Annotated in this window: 18 protein-coding genes; 11 read left to right on the forward strand and 7 right to left on the reverse strand. The window is 57.6% G+C overall.

Annotated features, from left to right (window positions below):
- Together ABYT07_RS10750 and ABYT07_RS10755 are read left to right on the forward strand one after the other, a co-directional pair.
- The coding region (locus tag ABYT07_RS10750; RefSeq protein ID WP_372991547.1) for a pseudouridine-5'-phosphate glycosidase at nucleotides 1-333 on the forward strand (333 nt) is incomplete at its 5' end.
- Between the two features lie 95 nt (nucleotides 334-428).
- The gene (locus ABYT07_RS10755) at nucleotides 429-1160 is read left to right on the forward strand and encodes a DUF502 domain-containing protein (RefSeq protein ID WP_372991549.1); all 732 of its coding nucleotides are present in this window, start codon (nucleotides 429-431) and stop codon (nucleotides 1158-1160) included.
- Nucleotides 1161-1455: 295 nt separating this feature from the next.
- Here ABYT07_RS10755 and ABYT07_RS10760 read toward each other — a convergent pair whose 3' ends face one another.
- Nucleotides 1456-2229: a 3-hydroxybutyrate dehydrogenase gene (locus tag ABYT07_RS10760; protein WP_372991581.1), complete on the reverse strand. Its 774-nt coding sequence runs from the start codon at nucleotides 2227-2229 to the stop codon at nucleotides 1456-1458.
- Nucleotides 2230-2648: 419 nt separating this feature from the next.
- Here ABYT07_RS10760 and ABYT07_RS10765 point away from each other — a divergent pair, with 419 nt between their 5' ends.
- The gene (locus ABYT07_RS10765; protein WP_372991551.1) at nucleotides 2649-4367 is read left to right on the forward strand and encodes an extracellular solute-binding protein; all 1719 of its coding nucleotides are present in this window, start codon (nucleotides 2649-2651) and stop codon (nucleotides 4365-4367) included.
- A gap of 97 nt (nucleotides 4368-4464) precedes the next feature.
- Here ABYT07_RS10765 and ABYT07_RS10770 read toward each other — a convergent pair whose 3' ends face one another.
- Nucleotides 4465-5088 carry a helix-turn-helix domain-containing protein gene (locus tag ABYT07_RS10770; RefSeq protein WP_372991553.1) on the reverse strand — a complete coding sequence of 208 codons (624 nt, stop codon included), beginning with the start codon at nucleotides 5086-5088 and terminating at the stop codon, nucleotides 4465-4467.
- A 65-nt stretch (nucleotides 5089-5153) separates the two neighbouring features.
- Between ABYT07_RS10770 and ABYT07_RS10775 the strand changes: the two genes are divergently transcribed.
- From ABYT07_RS10775 to ABYT07_RS10790, 4 genes are all read left to right on the forward strand, one after another.
- Nucleotides 5154-6668: a class I adenylate-forming enzyme family protein gene (locus tag ABYT07_RS10775; protein ID WP_372991555.1), complete on the forward strand. Its 1515-nt coding sequence runs from the start codon at nucleotides 5154-5156 to the stop codon at nucleotides 6666-6668.
- Entirely contained in the window at nucleotides 6665-7306 is a 642-nt protein-coding gene (locus ABYT07_RS10780; RefSeq protein WP_372991557.1) for a DsbA family protein, read from the forward strand. The genes ABYT07_RS10775 and ABYT07_RS10780 overlap by 4 nt, the downstream gene beginning before the upstream one ends.
- 112 nt (nucleotides 7307-7418) lie before the next feature.
- A complete protein-coding gene (locus ABYT07_RS10785) occupies nucleotides 7419-7919 on the forward strand; it encodes a hypothetical protein (RefSeq protein ID WP_372991559.1) in 501 nt (166 codons plus the stop codon).
- 115 nt (nucleotides 7920-8034) lie between these two features.
- Nucleotides 8035-9279 carry a multidrug effflux MFS transporter gene (locus ABYT07_RS10790; RefSeq protein ID WP_372991561.1) on the forward strand — a complete coding sequence of 415 codons (1245 nt, stop codon included), beginning with the start codon at nucleotides 8035-8037 and terminating at the stop codon, nucleotides 9277-9279.
- Between the two features lie 63 nt (nucleotides 9280-9342).
- On the opposite strand, the gene ABYT07_RS10795 is transcribed toward ABYT07_RS10790, so the two are convergent.
- From ABYT07_RS10795 to ABYT07_RS10805, 3 genes are all read right to left on the reverse strand, one after another.
- Nucleotides 9343-9576: a hypothetical protein gene (locus tag ABYT07_RS10795; RefSeq protein ID WP_372991563.1), complete on the reverse strand. Its 234-nt coding sequence runs from the start codon at nucleotides 9574-9576 to the stop codon at nucleotides 9343-9345.
- On the reverse strand, nucleotides 9573-10892 hold the full coding sequence (locus ABYT07_RS10800) for a DEAD/DEAH box helicase (RefSeq protein ID WP_372991565.1): 1320 nt from the start codon (nucleotides 10890-10892) through the stop codon (nucleotides 9573-9575). Before ABYT07_RS10800 ends, ABYT07_RS10795 begins: the two co-directional genes overlap by 4 nt.
- Nucleotides 10893-11192: 300 nt before the next feature.
- Nucleotides 11193-12236: an AbrB family transcriptional regulator gene (locus ABYT07_RS10805; protein ID WP_372991567.1), complete on the reverse strand. Its 1044-nt coding sequence runs from the start codon at nucleotides 12234-12236 to the stop codon at nucleotides 11193-11195.
- Nucleotides 12237-12358: 122 nt separating this feature from the next.
- Here ABYT07_RS10805 and ABYT07_RS10810 point away from each other — a divergent pair, with 122 nt between their 5' ends.
- Complete coding sequence (locus tag ABYT07_RS10810; protein ID WP_372991569.1) at nucleotides 12359-13228, forward strand: DMT family transporter; 870 nt, start codon at nucleotides 12359-12361, stop codon at nucleotides 13226-13228.
- Between the two features lie 70 nt (nucleotides 13229-13298).
- A complete protein-coding gene (eno, locus tag ABYT07_RS10815) occupies nucleotides 13299-14576 on the forward strand; it encodes a phosphopyruvate hydratase (RefSeq protein WP_372991571.1) in 1278 nt (425 codons plus the stop codon).
- A gap of 129 nt (nucleotides 14577-14705) precedes the next feature.
- On the opposite strand, the gene ABYT07_RS10820 is transcribed toward eno, so the two are convergent.
- Both ABYT07_RS10820 and ABYT07_RS10825 read right to left on the reverse strand, forming a co-directional pair.
- A complete protein-coding gene (locus ABYT07_RS10820; protein WP_372991573.1) occupies nucleotides 14706-14846 on the reverse strand; it encodes a hypothetical protein in 141 nt (46 codons plus the stop codon).
- Between the two features lie 95 nt (nucleotides 14847-14941).
- A complete protein-coding gene (locus ABYT07_RS10825) occupies nucleotides 14942-16072 on the reverse strand; it encodes an anhydro-N-acetylmuramic acid kinase (protein WP_372991575.1) in 1131 nt (376 codons plus the stop codon).
- Between the two features lie 65 nt (nucleotides 16073-16137).
- Between ABYT07_RS10825 and tyrS the strand changes: the two genes are divergently transcribed.
- Both tyrS and ABYT07_RS10835 read left to right on the forward strand, forming a co-directional pair.
- A complete protein-coding gene (gene tyrS / locus ABYT07_RS10830) occupies nucleotides 16138-17388 on the forward strand; it encodes a tyrosine--tRNA ligase (protein ID WP_372991577.1) in 1251 nt (416 codons plus the stop codon).
- Between the two features lie 696 nt (nucleotides 17389-18084).
- The gene (locus ABYT07_RS10835) at nucleotides 18085-18558 is read left to right on the forward strand and encodes a hypothetical protein (protein WP_372991579.1); all 474 of its coding nucleotides are present in this window, start codon (nucleotides 18085-18087) and stop codon (nucleotides 18556-18558) included.
- Nucleotides 18559-18904 lie beyond the last annotated feature (346 nt).

The raw sequence follows: 18904 nt of genomic DNA on the forward strand, positions 1-18904 counted from the left end.
ACCTCGCCGTTGCAATCGCCCTTGCGCATGGATGATCCTGCACAGATTGCCGCCGCGCACAAAACCCGCGCGCTGCTGGGCCTGCCGGGCGGACAGCTGGTGGCCAACCCGATCCCTGCTCAAGATGAAATCCCCGCCGCAGATCTGGCACCGATCATTGCACGCGCGCAGGCCGACGCTGACCAACAAGGCATTTCCGGCAAGGCCGTCACGCCCTTTCTGCTGCAACGCATATTTGAACTGACCGAAGGCCGGTCTCTGACGGCAAACATCGCGCTGGTGCGCAATAACGCGCAACTGGCGTCTAAAATTTCGGAGGCCCTGTTGCCCTGACAGGATTGCGCCCAAAAATCTGGCATCCTCCATTGTAGCTGCACCACAAAGCTCTTAGCTGGTGTTTACTGATTATTTCGGAAAAAAGCGCCCACATGAACACGCATTTCACGCCTCCCACGCCACCTTTGCCCCGTCGCACGATGTTTGCGCGGCTGCGTGCATCGTTTCTGACGGGTCTGGTGGTGATTGCCCCCGTCGGTCTGACCATGTGGCTGATCTGGAGCGTGGTAGGCTGGATCGACGGGATCGTACTGCCCATGGTCCCCTTGGCCTACCACCCCGACAGATTGGTCCAGACCTATTTCGGGCTCGACCCGTCGTCACAAATCAACGTGCGCGGCATCGGGGTGATAATTTTCCTGCTGTTCACGATCATCATCGGCTGGCTTGCCAAAGGCATCATTGGACGGTCCTTTATCCGCTTTGCCGAAGGGCTGGTGCAACGCACCCCTGTCGTGCGCACAATCTATTCGGGCATCAAACAAATCTCCGAAACGATCTTTGCCCAGTCAGAGCGCAGCTTTGAAACTGCCTGCATGGTGGAATACCCCCGCAAAGGCTCTTGGGCGCTTGGGTTTATCTCAATCCCGGCGAAGGGCGAAATTGGCAGAAGAAACGGAGCGGATACCAATCTGGTCGGCGTATTCGTACCAACCACGCCCAACCCCACTTCGGGTTTCTTGCTGTTCTTCCCGCAAAGCGACATCATAGAACTGGACATGTCCGTAGAGGACGCGGCGAAACTGGTTATTTCAGCCGGGCTTGTTTACCCGCCAGATCGGCCTTTGCCCGTAGACAAGAATTCAGACACACCACCTGAATAGTCCAGCCGCTAACCGGACATCTATCCAAGATCACAGAATAGCGCTAATCGACCATGTCGATGTAGCCGATCGAAATCTGTCCGGACAATCTAGGCGTGGTTGCGCGCGTCGGGCTCGAAGGGGAATGAATAAACTGGGGATGCCTGCGGGTTAACTGTATCGCCCAGATGTAAAAACGCCGCGCGAGATCGAGAAAACTGAAGCCTTCGGCGAGGATATTTAAGAGCCAGAGAAGGAATAGAGGCGGTCCCATTTTCTCTGGATCTTAAATATCCTCGCCGAAGGCATTAAATTCTTAAAGCGCGGTCCAGCCGCCATCAACGCTGAGCGTTGTGCCCGTAATTTGCGCTGCAGCATCCGAGCACAGGAACGTCGCCGTGCCGCCCAATTGTTCGACCGTGGCAAATTCCTTGCTGGGTTGGCGTTCAAGCATAACGTTCTTGATCACCTCTTCGCGGGTCATGCTATATTCCTTCATCGTGTCCGGAATTTGTTTCTCCACGATATCGGTCAGGACATATCCAGGGCAAATGGCGTTGCAGGTGATCGGCTCTTTGGCTGTTTCAAGTGCTGTGACTTTGGTCAGCCCGACAATCCCGTGCTTGGCCGCGACATAGGCGGATTTGTAGGGCGATGCGGTCAGACCATGGGCCGACGAGATATTGATGACCCTGCCCCAGCCTGCGGCGCGCATCATTGGCAAGGCGATTGCCGAGGTGTGAAATGCCGAATTCAGGTTGATGGCGATAATCGCATCCCATTTTTCCATTGGGAAATCGGGGATGGGGGCAACGTGTTGGATGCCCGCGTTGTTGACCAATATATCGCAGACCTTTGCATCCTCGATCAACTGGCGGCATTGGTCCGCCTTTGACATGTCTGCTTTGATGTAGCGTGCTTTGACACCGGTTTCTTGCGCGATTTTTTCCGCGAGTGCGTGGTCCTCATCCCGGTCAGTAAAGGAATTCAGCACAACGTCCGCCCCTGCGCGCGCCAGCCCCCAGGCGACCCCAAGGCCAATGCCCGAATTTGAACCCGTGATGACGGCGGTTTTTCCAGTTAGATCGATGCTATAGGCCATAGTCTTCTCCTGCGGTTTCTGCGACTGCATCATGCAGCGCCGCGTCTGCAAAGAAAATGGGTAAAGCTTTGGTGGCCCCCAAGGTTCTGGCCGAAATCTGCTGACACTCGTGGCAAAAAAAAACGTCCGCACGAAGCGGACGTTAAGTTATTGAGGCAGGTTTCATACAGGCAAGAAACCTATCGAGCAGTGAGATCTTTATACGCAATATGGCGGCGCAATCCAAGCTTAAAGTTTGATAACCCCTGCTTGCGCCGTTAAGACTTCGACCAATAAAACAAGGGCAGAGCAGGATTGTTTCGAAAATGGCTTCATATTTTTTCCAAAGCTGTCGGGCAGTTGCGGCAGTTTCTTCACTGATTCTTTGCTTCGGCAGCGCGCAAGCGGAACCGGTGCACGGGATATCTATGTATGGCACCCCTGCGCTACCACAGGATTTTGTGTCGCTGCCTTATGCCAACCCCGATGCGCCCAAGGGCGGAGCGATCGTACTGGGCAACACCGGCGGCTTTGACAGCCTTAATCCTTTCGTACGAAAAGGCACCGCACCGTGGCAGCTCGCTTTTTTTACCCACGAGACCTTGATGGGGCGATCTTGGGACGAACCCTTTGCACTTTACGGTCTTTTGGCCGAATCGATAGACGTCGCAGAGGACCGTTCGTGGGTGGAATTCACCCTTAGGCCCGAGGCACGATTCGCGGACGGGACACCCGTGACCCCCGAGGACGTGATCTTTAGCTTTGATCTGCTTGGGAGCGAAGGCCATCCGCGCTATCATGGGCTGCGGGCACAAATCGAAGCTCTGGAACAAACCGGACCGCGCAATGTGCGGATGACGTTTAACACCGAAAACCGCGAACTGGCGCTTTTGGCTGGCATGCGCCCGATCCTGAGCAAAGCCCAATGGGATGGACGTGATTTCGCCAATGCACCGCTTGCCGACATTCCAATGGGCAGCGGACCCTATACTGTCACCGATTATCAAGCAGGGCGTCAGGTAACCCTGACCCGCAATGCTGATTATTGGGGCAAAGACGTTCCCATTCGCCAAGGCACCCACAACATCGACCAGATCAAACTGGATTTTTACGGTGACGCCAACGTCCTGTTTGAAGGGTTCAAGGCGGGGGAAATCTCGGCCATTCGGGAATTCAACGCCGAAACCTGGGCCACGCAATATGATTTTCCGGCCGTTCAGCGCGGCGATGTGGTAAAATCTACCTTCCAGCACCAGAAACCGTCGGGCATGACCGGCTTTGTGATGAACACACGGCGCGCACCTTTTGACGATATCCGCGTGCGCGAGGCGCTGATTGCCGCGTTCAACTTTGAATATATCAATGAAACTCTGACCGGGGGGTCGCAGCCACGCATCACGTCTTATTTTTCGAATTCTCCACTCGCGATGGAACCGGGGCCTGCCAACGCCGAAGTGGCCGAAATGTTGGCCCCCTTCAAAGACATTTTGCCCGAAGGCACGATACAGGGCTATGCCCTGCCTGTGTCCGACGGATCGGCACGCAACCGTGCAGGAATTCGCGCTGCAATGCAGGCGCTGGAAGACGCAGGGTTTACCGCGCAAGACGGCACCATGCGCAACAACGCCGGCAAACCGCTGAGTTTTGCCATCTTGCTGTCCAAGGGCAGCACTGAAAACATGGCCATCGCCGAGCTTTATATCCAAGCGCTCAAGCGGTTGGGGATAGAGGCCACAGTAGATGCCGTGGATGACGCGCAGTTCGTGGCGCGCAACAACGAGTTCGACTTCGACATGGCGATCTTTCGCCGCGCATTGTCACTGAGCCCGGGCAACGAACAGCGCTATTACTGGGGGTCCGAGGCCGCAGACCAACCCGGCAGCCGCAACCTGATGGGGGTGAAATCACCCGCGATTGATGCGCTGATTGACCGGATGGTCGGGGCGAAAAGCACGCAAGAGTTTACCACTGCAACCCGTGCGCTGGACCGTGTGTTGACGGCGGGGCGGTATGTGATTCCGTTTTGGCAATTCACCCAGGATCGCATCGCGCATATCGCAGCTCTGAAATATCCCGACCACGTGCCGCTTTACGGCGATGGGCCAAACTATATGCCCGAGGTCTGGTGGATTGATCCCAACCGCTGATTTTCGCGGGGTACAGCCAAACCGCTGCCCTGAGCGCGCGAGGCTGAACGGCCCTTCGGGGAGAGTTTAACAGGCAAAATGAAGATCGGGCTGCGGGTTACGTGAGCGAGGTGACCCAAAGTATGGTCGCGTCTTCTTCGCTGGTCGAAACCACGTTGTGGCCCATGGTCGCGTCGTAATAGGCGCTGTCGCCGCGGCGCATTTCAACGGGTTCGTAGAATTCAGTGTAAAGCTGAATGACACCTGTCAGCACATACAGAAACTCTTCGCCGTCGTGGCGGACCCAGCCATCGAATTCTTCCATTTTGCGCGCACGGATGCGGGCACGGTAAGGAAGCATCTGCTTTTTGCGCAAGGTATCGGCCAGCAGTTCATGTTCATAGGTTGTGGTGGCTTTGGCGGCACCCTCGCCCGATTTGGTGACCGCCATGCGCCCGTTGATCTGGCCCGCCGAGGGTGGTGTGAACAGCTGCGGCACCGAGATTTCAAGCCCGGTCGCCAACTTTTTCAGCGCATCATAGGTGGGCGACATTTGCCCGTTTTCGATTTTGCTCAGGGTTGACCGCGCCAACCCTGCTTGATTAGCGGCCTGTTCCAGCGTCCAGTTGCGCGCTTTGCGCAGCTCGCGGACCCGCGCACCTAGGTCAACGGGGGGTGCGGTTTCCGCCTCGCCGCTTTCGCGGGCGATCTGGATCATCGATTTGGGGGCTTCATCGGACATGCGTTTGCTTCTAGCGCCCCTCCATGTGGCTTGCAACGGGTCAGAGGTCACGCTAGCGATGGGCCATGACATCCATCTTAGCTGCACACGGGTTCAAACCCTGCCCCGCCCCGTTCAATATGGCTGCCCATGTGATGGCGCAGGCAACACCGCTTGGGGATAAAACAGCACTTTGTGTGGTCGGGCCGCAGGGATCCGAGGATTGGAGCTTTGCCGCGTTGGAGGCTGCCGTTCGGGGGACGGCGACGGGGCTATTGGCATTAGGGCTGGAACCGGGCGACATTGTATTGATGCGCTTGGGCAATACTGTGGATTTCCCGCTGGCCTATCTGGGCGCGCTGGCTGCTGGTCTGGTGCCGGTCCCCACAGCGGCGGCGTTGACCGCAGGCGAGGTCGCGTCGATGATCACCACGCTTGGCCCCAAAGCGATTTTGCGCGATCCCGATGTGGCATGCCCCGACTCCGCGCAGACGGTGACGCTGGATGCCCTGCGTGCCATGCGCGATCTGCCCCCTGCGGATTGGCACATGGGGGATCCGGACCGGCTGGGCTATATCATCTATACATCTGGAACTTCGGGTAAACCCAGCGCGGTGATGCATGCGCATCGCGCGATCTGGGCGCGGCAGATGATGTTTGACGGCTGGTACGGGCTGCGGGCAGACGACCGCGTCATGCATGCAGGCGCGTTCAACTGGACCTATACGTTGGGCACAGGCCTGATGGACCCATGGACAATGGGCGCGACCGCGTTGATCCCTGCCGCAGGCATCCCGCCCGCCGCGCTGCCCGGGATGATGCAACAGTATCAGGCGACGATATTTGCAGCTGCACCAGGGGTGTACCGCCAGATCCTCAAGCACCACAGCCATCTGGACCTGCCCCATTTGCGCCATGGGTTAAGTGCCGGGGAAAAGCTGCCCGAAAGCCTGCGCCATGGGTGGAATGCGGCCACTGGCCTGCCGATATTCGAAGCTTACGGCATGTCGGAATGTTCTACGTTTATCTCGGCCTCGCCCACTACTCCGGCACGGCCGGGCACCTTGGGACGACCGCAAAATGGCCGTCACATTGCATTGGTCGGCGACGATGGCCCTGTGCCAAACGGGACCGAAGGCACAATCGCTGTGCACAAAAGCGATCCGGGACTGATGCTGGGGTATCTTGGCGCGCCGGACCAGACTGCCGCCAAGTATCAAGGCGACTGGTTCATGACCGGCGATCAGGGGGTGATGGGCGAGGATGGCCAGATCACCTATCTGGGGCGCAATGACGACATGATGAATGCGGGTGGCTTTCGCGTATCCCCGATTGAGGTCGAACAAAGCCTTGCCAAATTTCCCGGCATTACCGCCGTCGGGGCCACCGAAGTCACCGTGCGCGCCGATGTCACCGTAATCGCTGCCTTTTATACGGCAGATACCGCGCTGGACGATGCTGCCCTGGCGCTTTATGCACAAGATAACTTGGCGCGCTATAAACAGCCGCGCCTTTATGTTCACGTGCCGGAGCTGCCCATGGGTGCGAACGGCAAATTGCTGCGACGCGCGTTGCGTGCGGCCTATGAGGCGCAAAAATGACCGATACCGTTAAACTTGATATCATGTCCGACCCGATTTGCCCGTGGTGCTATATCGGCAAGGCGCATCTGGACCGCGCGCTAAGCGCCGAACCTGACCACCCTTTTATCATCGAATGGCATCCGTTTCAGCTGAATCCCGATATGCCCGAGGGCGGCATGGACCGCCGCGCCTATCTGGAAGGCAAGTTTGGCGGGAAGGAAGCAGCCGTCAAAGCCTATGCACCCGTTGTCGAACATGCCAAAAATGCCGGGCTGACCATCAATTTCGAAGACATGAAACGCACGCCAAACACCCTGAACGCGCATCGTCTGATCCATTGGGCCGGGATCGAGGGGCGTCAGACAGCGGCGGTGTCGGCCTTGTTCAAATCCTATTTCGTCGAGGCGCGCGATATTGGCGACCTCGAAGTGCTGTCCGATATTGCGGACGGGATCGGGCTGGATGCAGCGCTGATCTCGCGGCTGCTGGCCAGCGATGCCGACGTCCAGTCGATCCGCGACCGCGATGCTCACAGCCGCAGCATGGGGATCAATTCGGTCCCGACCTTTATCGTCGCGGGCCAGCATGCCGTACCCGGTGCGCAGCCGCCAGAGTTGTGGACGCATGTACTGGCCGAACTGCGCGCCAAAGCCTGACGCCAAGCCTGTCGGGACAATAGTGTCAGAAACGCTTTGCTTTTGCGGGGAAGCCCGCATAGAATCACCTCAATAATAGGGCGCAGACCCTGGGTAATATTGAGCGGGCATAATGATACATCGAAGAAAAGCAGCCTTTGGGGCTGCCCGATCGGCACAGGCAAATCCAAGCTTTGGCGTGACATCTGCGCTGTCGGTGACAGAAGTCAGGAAGGTTTGCGCGCCGCCCCTGCGCAGTGTGCTGACCTATGGCTGCTTTGACGGCTTCAGCGCAGATCACGCGCGCTGGCTTGGCCGCTTGTCCGCCCTTGGCAGTGACTTGATCGTCGGCTGTGCCACGGACGCATTTTGCGCTCAGATGGAACATCCGGCAAAGGCGTCATTCTCGGCGCGGCGCGCCGTGCTCGAAAGCTGCCGCTTTGTGTCGCGTGTGATCGCGCTTGAAAGCTGGGACCAGCGGCTGACCGACATTGTGAACTATGACATCGCGGTTTTCGCAGTCAGAAATGGCATGGAACCCAGCTGCGATGCGTTGAACGAGATTGTGCAAGTCGTTCACTTTCCTTCGGAGTTGCCCCCCACTTGGGTCGAACCGATGGCCAAGTCCGCCTGAGGCAGCGCTGCTTCACAGTTGATGTGCGTTCTTGGCAATTGTACTGTCGGGGCCTGCCCGCTAAACGTTGGCCGAACGGGCACTTTGGGTGCCCGAAATCTGCGGAGCGGCCCCTATGCAATCGGAAAAAGTTGATTTTCAGATGGGGCGCACTGAGTTTATCGCGCTGATTGCGATGATGTTCGCGACCATCGCCTTTTCTACCGACGCGATGCTTCCCGCCCTGCCCCAGATTGCCGCAGATCTGGCCCCTGCGACGCCGGAACGAGTGCCGCTGATCCTGACGTCTTTCGTCCTTGGCCTTGGGCTGGGGACGTTTTTCATGGGGCCGCTGTCTGATGCATTCGGGCGCAAGAATGTGGTTTATGCCGGGGTTGCCCTTTATATTGCCGCCACATTTGTGGCTTGGGCCAGCCAATCGCTTGAGGTGATGTTGGCTGCGCGCGTGGTTCAGGGCATCGGGGCCGCTGGCCCGCGGGTCGTTTCCCTCGCGATCATCCGCGATCTGTTTTCGGGGCGTCAGATGGCCAAGATCATGTCTTTTGTGATGATGATCTTTGTGATCGTGCCCGCCTTTGCCCCTGCCATTGGTGCCGTGATTGTCAGCTTTTCCAACTGGCGCGGGATTTTCGCGGCTTTCGTCGTGTTTGCGGTGATTTTGATGGTGTGGCTGTGGGCGCGTCTGCCCGAGACCTTGCCCAAATCAGACAGACGGCCGTTACGGTTGCCCTTGTTGTGGCGCGCGCTGAAAGAAGTGTTCAGCAATCCGATGGTCTGCCTGTCGATTATGGTGCAGACGCTGGCGATGGCGATCCTCTTTGCGACGCTGATGCTGGTGCAGCCGATCTATGATCAAGTCTATGACCGTGCGGCCAGTTTTCCGTTCTGGTTCGGGGTCATCGCGATCGTGTCCGGCACATCCAGCTTGTTGAACGCGCTTTTGGTCGTCCGGTATGGCATGCAGCGGTTGGTAACGATTACGCTGGGGGCGCAGATTATCCTGTCAGGCATTATGCTTGGCCTTGGTTTAGGGGATCTGCCCGAACCATTCGGATTTTACTTTTTCCTTGTCTGGCAGGCATGTCTGTTTTTCCAAGCAGGCTTGGTTATGGGGAACCTGAATGCCCTCGCGATGGAGCCGTTGGGCCATATCGCGGGCATGGCAGCATCGGTGATCGGGGCTGTGTCGACCGTTCTGGCCGCTCTTATCGCATCGCCCGTCGGGTTGTTGTTCAACGGCACGATCACCCCGCTGATTGCCGCTGTGGTTGTGCTGGCTGCGATCGGGTTCGGTCTGATGCTGGTCTTGGGGCGGGTCGTACGCGGCCAAGAAGGCGCGGCGTCTGCACCGGCACCGTAGCATTTGCAGCCCCTGTTGCCGGTTTCGCCCTGCGGGCGAGGATTTTAGACCATTTGGAAATGATTAGCGGCGGTTCTTCAGCTTAAAGGCCAGCGCCAAGAGTACGGCTGCGATGCTAAAGGGCAATAACCACATCAGAGCTGCGTCCGCAGTGAAGAACTGCCGCGAGGTGACCGCACAGGGCGCGTCAGTGCAAGAGGTGATTGACGCCATCATCACCACGGGTGGCACTGCAACAAGCAGCGCCACCGCGAAGTAAAGGACGCCAAGCGTCAGTTTTCGAAAGGTTAGGTTCACGCCGCGCGTTGACCGCCGGGCGCGCCGCCACCACTGGGTTTGCGACGGCGACGCGATGCGCCCTCGCCTGCGGGTTTGCCAGCACCACCGCCGCCACCGGGACGGCCGCCGCCTGCGTTGCCACCCGGACGGCCACCGCGGCCACGCCCCCCACGGCCCTTTGGCTTGGCGGGTTCTTCCATCGCTTCCCATGGGCGGCCAGAGGCCACCGGGATCGAGATTTTCATGGTCTTTTGGATGTCCTTGAGTTCACCCATCTCGTCAGGCGCGCAGAATGCAATCGCTGCCCCGTCTTTGCCCGCGCGGGCCGTGCGGCCAATGCGGTGAACATAGTTGTCGGGGACGTTGGGCAATTCGTAGTTATAGACGTGCTTTACATCGGGAATGTCCAAACCACGTGCGGCCACATCTGTGGCGACCAGCACGGTGATCTCGCCTTTTTTGAAGGATTCAATCGCGCGGTCACGCTGGCCCTGGCTTTTGTTGCCGTGGATTGAGGCGGCTTTGAAACCAGCTTTGACCAAGTCCTTCATCAGCTTTTCACAGCCGTGTTTCGTACGGCCAAAGACCAATGCGCGTTCTTCGGTGTGCTTGCCCAGCAGTTCGATCAGCAGGGCTTTCTTTTCGGCTTTGGCGATAAAGTGGACTTCTTGCGTCACTTTGTCGGCAGCCTTGCCGGGAGGCGATACCTCGATACGGATCGGGCTGATCAGATAGCTGTTGGCGATTTCGTTCATCAGCTTGGGCATGGTCGCCGAAAACAACATGGTCTGGCGTTCTTTGGGTAGGACGGACGCGATTTTGCGCAGGTCATGGATAAAGCCCATGTCAAGCATCTGGTCCGCTTCGTCCAGCACCAGAAACGTGGTTTTGTGCAGTAGCACTGCGCGACGGTCCATCAGGTCAAGCAAACGACCCGGCGTGGCGACCAACAGGTCAACGCCGCGTTCCATCCGTTTGATCTGTGGGTTGATCGACTGACCGCCCACGACCATCATCGTTTTCAACTGCGTGCCTTCGCAGAACCCTTTGAGGTTTTCCATGATCTGGTTGGCCAGTTCGCGGGTCGGTGCCAGCACAAGGCCACGCACGGTGCGCGGTTCGGGGCGGGCTTCCATTTCCAGCATCTGGGCAACCAAAGGGACGCCAAATGCCGCCGTCTTACCGGTGCCGGTCTGGGCAAGGCCCATCACGTCGCGGCCGTTCATGGCATGGGGGATCGCTTGTTTCTGGATCGGGGTCGGGTCTGTCATGCCCATGTTGGTCAATGCTTTGACCAAACGGCGTGGCAGGCCCATCATTTCAAAATCGCTCATATTCTGTCGTCTTTCCGAGGGCCACAGCACAAGCGCCGGACCCGTCTAAATCACGCGGCACCCCGAATTGGGGCTAAACCGCGAGGGACGCAAAGCAGATCGCAGGGGCCAGCCTAATGCCAACACCCTGTCTGTTGCGTTTGGCCCCACGCGTGATTTTGGGAACATCGGCGGCCTTTTCTCTCAGCAAGATGATGACCGGATGGTCAAAGGGCTGACTGCTCACGCGGCAGAAGACATCGCTTGAGGGTCAAATGGGCGCTTTGGCGGGCAAAGTCAACCGCCGCGCCGAAAACTTGCCTAACGCGGGTCGCTGCGCGCCAGCATCAGCGGCAAAAGCACGCTTAGGACAAAGATCCGCATCATATGACAGGCCGCGACGAACCCCGGTACAACGCCAAGGACTGCGCCCATGGCGATCATCGTCTCGAATCCCCCTGGCGCAAAGGCGACCAGAACATGGGCCAAGGGCACCCCAAGGGCCAGTGCGACCGGAACCGCCGCCAGCAATGCCAGCCCGACGGCTACACCGGTCACCGCAAGACCTGCCGCCAGCCCCTTGCCAAGATCGTCCATGCTGACGCCGGAAAACCGCGTCCCGATCAGCGCGCCCAACACCAGATAGGCTGGCAACACAAGCCATATGGGTAAAACCCCCGGCGCGATTTCCGTCAAATGCCCCAGTGCCGACACCAGCATCGGGCCGATCAACATCGGTGCAGGCACGTTCAACCGACCAAGCAGCAGCCCTGCCCCGACGCCAAATGCCAGCAACACCACGGTCAGCCCCGCGCCCATCAATGCCCCCTGCGGTACGATAGATCCGCCCAGATCAACCCCCATCGACAGCGCCACAAACGGCACCACCAAGGTCAGAGACAACAGGCGCACCGATTGGGTCGTCGATACGCGCACCACATTATCCCCCGCCTCAGCCGCCATGGCGAGAACAAAGCTTAGGTGGCCCGGGGCCGCTGCCAAGAGCGCCGAGCGTCGGTCAAACCCGAAATACCGACTGAGCAACCAGCGGCTAAGCGCGAGCATCCCCCAGATCAACAGTACAACAACGACAAAAGCCAAGGGCCAGCGGATCATCGCATCCAATGCGCTGCGGTCGAACCCCGCCCCGACGGCCAGCCCGATGACCACAAAACACGCGTTGCGCACCGAGAGCGAAATGCCCATCTTCAGCCCCGCCAGCCCGGCCAGTGACACCAACACCGCAGGGCCGATCAAAAGATATATCGGTGCCCCCACAGCCCAGCCGATCAGCGCGCCAATCGCGCCAACGGCAACGGTCAAAGCGGTTGTGATCAGATCAGACGAGGGATTGGGCCATTTCATTCCACCGTGCTAGCACCGGGCGCGCCAAACGACCAGATACTGGCGACCGATACCCCGCGCCCTTGCGCATCACCCGGCAAATCGGCATGGGTCAGACCAATTCAGTCATCCGAGGCATCCAAATGGACAATCTGCGCGGCGCCATTCTTATGGTTTTATCGATGTTGGGCTTTGCGATCGAGGATATGTTCATCAAGCTGATGGGATCCGAGATCCCCATCGGGCAAATTATCTTTGTGCTCGGGGTCGGCGGATCAATCTGCTTTGGCGGTCTGATGATTGCCAAAAAACAGCCCCTGTTTGAACGCGCAATGCTGACCCCGCCGATCCTGCTGCGGGCTTTGGGTGAAATCGTTGGAACGCTGGCTTTCGTGTCTGCAATCGTACTGACGCCGATTTCATCTGCATCTGCGATCTTGCAAGCCACGCCGTTGGTTGTAACTCTCGGGGCGGCTCTTTTCTTGGGCGATCCTGTCGGCTGGCGCCGGTGGAGCGCGATTTTGGTCGGCCTGTTCGGTGTGATTTTGATCATCCGTCCCGGCATGGAAAGCTTTCAGGCTCTGTCGCTTCTGGCCGTTTTGGGGGTTTTTGGCTTGTCGATGCGTGATCTGGCAACGCGGCGCGTGCCCAAAAGCACGTCAAGCTTCCAGCTGTCTTTTCTCGCTTTTATCGCCCTCGTTCCCGCCAGCCTGCTGTACATGCTGGGCACGGGCACTTCTTTTGTCGCCATGACGGGCCTGCAATGTGTCTATATGGCGTCTGCCCTCGCCATCGGCATGGTCGCCTATTACGGCATCGTCGCGGCCATGCGCGTGGGCGAAATCAGCTTTGTGACGCCATTCCGCTATGCCCGCTTGCTGTTTGCCATGGTCGTCGGCATCGCCATCTTTGGCGAACGGCCGGATATGCTGACCTATGTTGGCGCAACCATCATTGTGGCGTCAGGCATCTATACGGTATGGCGTGAACGCAAAGTAAAACTCGCGGGTTGAAGCGCTTTTCATCCTCCCATGATCACGCTAAACACCGCCAAACCGCCATCCGCAAAGGGATAATCAGACCATGAGCACCATCATCGACATCCACGCCCGCGAAATTCTGGACAGCCGGGGCAACCCCACCGTTGAGGTCGACGTAACACTTGAAGATGGCACCATGGGCCGCGCAGCCGTGCCGTCGGGTGCATCGACCGGTGCCTACGAAGCCATGGAGCGTCGCGATGGCGATAAAGACCGCTATATGGGCAAAGGTGTGCTGGAAGCTTGCGCGGCAGTGAACGGTGAAATCGCCGAGGCACTGGTAGGCATCGACGCGACTGAGCAGGTCGAAATCGACGGTATCATGATCGAACTGGACGGTACCGACAACAAGGAACGTCTGGGGGCCAACGCGATCCTTGGCGTGTCCATTGCAGCTGCCAAAGCCGCTGCGGATTACTGTTCTCAGCCGTTGTTTCGGTATATCGGCGGTACGTCTGCGCGGATGTTGCCTGTCCCGATGATGAACATCATCAATGGTGGCGAACACGCGGACAACCCGATTGATATTCAGGAATTCATGATCATGCCGGTCGCTGCGGACAACATCCGCGAGGCCATCCGCATGGGTGCCGAGGTGTTCCATACCCTCAAGAAAGAACTGACCGCCGCAGGGCTTTCGACCGGTATCGGCGACGAAGGCGGCTTTGCGCCCAACCTCAGCTCCACCCGCGAAGCGCTTGATTTTGTGATGAAAGCCATCGAAAAAGCCGGTTTGAAGCCGGGCGAGGAAATCTATCTCGCGCTCGATTGTGCCGCGACCGAATATTACGAAGAGGGCCAGTATGTCCTGTCCGGCGAGCACAAAAAGCTGAGCAGCGCGGAAAATGTCGACTATCTGGCAGCGCTGTGTGCCGACTATCCGATCATCTCGATCGAAGACGGCATGTCCGAAGATGACTGGGACGGCTGGAAGCTTCTGACAGAACGTCTGGGTGACAAGATCCAGCTGGTGGGCGATGATTTGTTCGTCACCAACCCTGCCCGTTTGTCCGATGGCATCCAGCGCGGCTGCGCCAATTCCATGCTGGTCAAGGTCAACCAGATCGGCACCCTGTCCGAAACCCTGCAAGCCGTCGAAATGGCACACCGCGCAGGCTATACCAACGTGATGTCCCACCGCTCGGGCGAGACAGAAGACACTACGATTGCCGATCTTGCTGTTGCCACGAACTGTGGTCAGATCAAAACCGGGTCGCTGTCGCGGTCGGACCGCTTGGCCAAGTACAACCAGCTGATCCGGATCGAAGAGGCGCTTGGCATCACAGCAAAATATGCGGGCCGCTCGATTCTCAAGGGCTAAGCCGCAGAGCCAGCACCCATCCTTTGGTTACAAAAACAAGAAAAGCGCGCAGGATTGCGCGCTTTTTTGTGGCTTGGTGATTTCGTGATTGGCGTGGTATCCCCCTGCCGCATCCAATCAGGACGCGGCTTAACCGTTGATACGCGTCAGCAACGAGACCTTTCTAAAACCGATCCGGATCATGTCAGGATCGCCTTTGGGCGCTTTCAGGCTTAGCTGGATGGTGCTTTTGGGGGCCCCGAACGCCGCGTTCATGCGCACAGCGGCCACAAACTGCCGCCACCGCTACCGAGGCGGGAAATGCAAGCCGGATAAACACCTTAGCCCGCCGGATCGCTGCGATATTTCTTCTTCAACGCTGCCGTTTATAGATTGAAGATTGTAGGTATGCTAACAGTTCCGCCGCCCACTGCTGCGCGCACGCCAGTTGTGCTGCGACACGATGTGGGCAGCCCACGGGCCACGCGAACCGCCAGATAGCCGAAAGCTTGCGCCTCAAGCATGTCACCGTCCAACCCGATGTCCTCGATGGGGGCCACGGGGCAATCAAGGCTGACGGCCAGCATCTCCATCAACACCGGGTTATGACGCCCGCCGCCCGTGACCAAAACACGGTCCGGCAAGCGCGGGCAATGTTCCATTGCCTCGGCCACGCCAGCGGCGCACATGGCAGTCAGGGTGGCGGCGGCATCGGCATCCGACAGTTCGCCCACCAGCGCCACCATTTCGGCAAAATCGTTACGGTCCAGTGACTTCGGCGGCATTCTTGCGAAATATGGCTCTGCCAGGAACAGCTCAAGCGCGCCGGTTTCCACCGTCCCTTTCGACGCAACCGCGCCCCCCTTGTCATAGGCCAGCCCCAGCCGCGACTGCATCAGATCGTTGATCGGCGCATTTGCAGGGCCCGTATCAAACGCCAGCAACGCCCCATCTGCATGGGGCTGCGCAATGGCAGGATCAACCCATGTCAAATTGCCAACACCGCCCAAATTCAAGAACGCCACGGGTCCGGTCAGCCCCGCATAGCGCGCACAGGCGTGGTGGAAGAACGGGGCCAAGGGCGCACCTTCGCCACCCAGCTCCACATCAGCACTGCGAAAATCCCAGACCACAGGCGTGGCCAGCGCATCAGCCAAGGCGGCACCGTCGCCAACTTGCAATGTGCCCTGTTGGCGTGGCGCATGGGCCAGGGTCTGACCGTGAAAACCGATCACATCCACATCCGTAAAATCTCGCAAGACCTCCAGATGCGCGGCCTCGATCACTTGTGTTGCCGCCTGCACCTCTGCGCCAGACCACTTGCCGAAACCTGCAGCAATCACTTTGCGTTCATCGGCCGTATATTCGCGGTATCCCGACGAACCAAAGCCCATGATATCGTGGCCATCCGTGTCGATCACAGCCACATCGACCCCGTCCAGAGACGTGCCGCTCATCGCGCCAGCGGCCCGCAGCACGCCGGTTTTTGCGATCCGATTTCCATGGGCCTTATTCATGGCCTTTTCCTTTGTCTGCTCAGCACCTATAGAGTGCACCACCACCCAAGCTGAGGGCAAGCGCCATGACATACCACCCCAAATCCGAATTTATCCGCATCATGATGGAGCGCGGCTTTCTTGCCGACTGCACGGATTATCAAGGCCTTGACGAGGCGCTGCTCAAGGGCGCGCAACCCGGCTATATCGGATTTGATGCGACTGCCAAGTCCCTGCATGTCGGATCGCTGATCCAGATCATGATGTTGCGCTGGCTGCAAAAGACTGGCGGCAAGCCGATCACCCTGATGGGCGGCGGCACCACCAAGGTGGGCGACCCGTCGTTTCGCGCGGACGAGCGCCCCCTGCTGACGCCTGAACAGATCGACGACAACATCAGCGGCATTAAAAAAGTGTTCAGCGCCTACCTGACCTATGGCGACGGTCCATCTGACGCACAGATGGTCAACAACGCCGAATGGCTGGACAGTTTGAACTACCTCGATTTTCTACGCGACATCGGGCGGCATTTTTCGATCAACCGGATGCTGTCGTTCGAAAGCGTAAAGTCACGGCTTGACCGCGAACAGTCGCTTTCTTTCCTCGAGTTTAACTACATGATCCTGCAAGCCTATGATTTCATGGAGCTTCACCGCCGCTATGGCTGTATCCTGCAAATGGGCGGATCGGATCAATGGGGCAATATCGTTAACGGTATCGACCTGACCCGCCGGGTGATCGATGGCGAAGTCTATGGCCTGACGTCGCCGTTGCTGACCACATCTGACGGCAAAAAAATGGGTAAATCGCAATCCGGCGCGATCTGGTTGAACCCTGACATGCTGTCACCCTATGAGTTCTGGCAGTTCTGGCGCAACACGACTGACGCTGACGTGGGCCGTTTCCTGAAATTGTACACCGAACTGCCGATTGACGAATGCGACCGTCTGGGCGCGCTTGAAGGGTCTGAGATCAACGAGGCCAAGATCCGCCTTGCCAACGAGGTAACGACCCTGCTGCACGGTGAAGATGCGGCCAAGGCAGCCGAGGCGACCGCCCGTGAGGTCTTTGAAAAAGGCGGTATCGGGGACGATCTACCAACCCTGACGCTCAGCGCTGAGGAGATCGGTGACGGCATGTCCATCGTTCAGTTGATCGTAAAATCGGGTCTCGCGGGTTCCGGGAAAGAGGCCAAGCGCCTGATCTCGGAAAATGGCGCGCGGATCAATGACGAGCCGCTGACCGATGCCGGCATGATGATTGACGCGACCGCCTTGGCCTCCCCGATCAAGCTGAGCGCGGGTAAGAAGCGGCATGCGCTGGTGCAGTTGGGCTGAGTGGACGGAGGGCGGAGTTACCTGCCCTCTGCTTGCAAAAGTATCCAAGGTTCGCTTCGAGCCCACTTTGACTTTCTCTGCGCGATCGGCCGATAATAGCTTTGGTCAAATAGACGCCTCCGCCGCTTCCCAAGCCACATTGATATACGCTGAACTTCAAGACACGAGCTTGTAAGGCAATTGCTGTTGGGTGCCGGATAAAAGCAAAACAACGTTATCAGTAGGAGAGTTCGCATCACGCTTGTCGTTTGCCGAAAGGAAGATCACGAAGTCTTCGTCCAATCAGACTCCAAAGTCATCGATAGCTTTGGCACCGTAAATGAGCGCTCACTTCGTCAAAATGATATGGTTGGTGGGTTGCTCAAAACTGTAATACTTCATCCCCATATCTGTCTTTCTTTCGCTGGGAACTCCCTTCACGCAACGAAATTTCTGAAAAATTTCATGGACAGCAATATACGAGAGTGGGACACGCCTTGTTTAGTCATATAACTTTGCAAAGTTCACAATGAATCCGGCCTGGCATGTGAGTTCATTCTTTGTGAATCAGTTGAAAGATCACCCAGAATCACTTTGATCAAGGGTGGTAGTGTCCACGTAGATCAGCAGAACGCGTGGATTGGGAGTCAACCAGCCTTCAACAAGTATCAGACATCATTGCACAAACTTGACGCTTCAGTGCCGTTGAAACAGCGAATGCGCCATGCATTCCGCGAAGTTATAGATGATGAGACCCTTCCTGAGGTTGGGCATTTCCACATTGAGGTTTATCTGGAGCATCACTTCGCCAATACGGGGCTGATTGGCGGTGGGCCAGACAGTGTGTTCGCCTACGAATTCAAGAGCGAATGGGATACTGGAAATCAAGTTTTTAGCATTAATGCGAATGAAGCTACAGCTCTTCAGATGGGAAGCGCACCTTACGGCGCTTATGGACTCAGCTATTTCCGCTCACTGTCAACCAAGCGGCAGGGTGTAGCCGTACACTTTCCCCACGCTAACTTTGGGATCCTGATGTGTCCACAAGTCGATTGTGAGAAGGCAATTATCTTCAAAGACTGTGTTCCCACTGAATTTCTTGACCAAATATTGGCGACATATCAGATTGCTATGGAAGGCGTGGCTGTACTTTCAGAGACGAAGTTTCAACTTATTCGAAGTGAGCGATAGGAGATTTCAAAGTCAAAAAGCTGCAGTTCGAATTTGTTGGGCTGAAGGCAGCTTTGTCCTGTGTGGATGGCTCCACAAGCTTCAATACCAACCAAACATGGCTCAAGGCGTTCAAAAAATGCCAACACTTGCGCCCGCCGTAAAGCACGGTTGAATGCAATCTCTCCATTATCATCAATACCGTGGACCTGAAAAACGTTCTTAGCCACCCCTCTCGGGACATTGCTGCGCAATACCCTGCCGGTCAATGATCAAGGCCCATTGTTGTAACATGCATTGGGTGGCTCCTCTCATAAGCAGTTCATAGCAACTGCACTATGGCGCATTGCGACGCCGATTGATGCAG

This window comes from Sulfitobacter sp. (assembly GCF_041552635.1).
Lineage (GTDB): Bacteria > Pseudomonadota > Alphaproteobacteria > Rhodobacterales > Rhodobacteraceae > Sulfitobacter.

Excerpts from the sequence above, each read along its gene's own strand:
- ABYT07_RS10755 (WP_372991549.1), top strand. The coding sequence starts at position 429 with ATGAACACGCATTTCACGCCTCCCACGCCACCTTTGCCCCGTCGCACG.
- ABYT07_RS10765 (WP_372991551.1), top strand. The coding sequence starts at position 2,649 with ATGTATGGCACCCCTGCGCTACCACAGGATTTTGTGTCGCTGCCTTAT.
- ABYT07_RS10770 (WP_372991553.1), bottom strand. The coding sequence starts at position 5,088 with ATGTCCGATGAAGCCCCCAAATCGATGATCCAGATCGCCCGCGAAAGC.
- ABYT07_RS10775 (WP_372991555.1), top strand. The coding sequence starts at position 5,154 with ATGACATCCATCTTAGCTGCACACGGGTTCAAACCCTGCCCCGCCCCG.
- ABYT07_RS10780 (WP_372991557.1), top strand. The coding sequence starts at position 6,665 with ATGACCGATACCGTTAAACTTGATATCATGTCCGACCCGATTTGCCCG.
- ABYT07_RS10785 (WP_372991559.1), top strand. The coding sequence starts at position 7,419 with ATGATACATCGAAGAAAAGCAGCCTTTGGGGCTGCCCGATCGGCACAG.
- ABYT07_RS10790 (WP_372991561.1), top strand. The coding sequence starts at position 8,035 with ATGCAATCGGAAAAAGTTGATTTTCAGATGGGGCGCACTGAGTTTATC.
- ABYT07_RS10800 (WP_372991565.1), bottom strand. The coding sequence starts at position 10,892 with ATGAGCGATTTTGAAATGATGGGCCTGCCACGCCGTTTGGTCAAAGCA.
- ABYT07_RS10805 (WP_372991567.1), bottom strand. The coding sequence starts at position 12,236 with ATGAAATGGCCCAATCCCTCGTCTGATCTGATCACAACCGCTTTGACC.
- ABYT07_RS10810 (WP_372991569.1), top strand. The coding sequence starts at position 12,359 with ATGGACAATCTGCGCGGCGCCATTCTTATGGTTTTATCGATGTTGGGC.
- eno (WP_372991571.1), top strand. The coding sequence starts at position 13,299 with ATGAGCACCATCATCGACATCCACGCCCGCGAAATTCTGGACAGCCGG.
- ABYT07_RS10825 (WP_372991575.1), bottom strand. The coding sequence starts at position 16,072 with ATGAATAAGGCCCATGGAAATCGGATCGCAAAAACCGGCGTGCTGCGG.
- tyrS (WP_372991577.1), top strand. The coding sequence starts at position 16,138 with ATGACATACCACCCCAAATCCGAATTTATCCGCATCATGATGGAGCGC.
- ABYT07_RS10835 (WP_372991579.1), top strand. The coding sequence starts at position 18,085 with ATGCGCCATGCATTCCGCGAAGTTATAGATGATGAGACCCTTCCTGAG.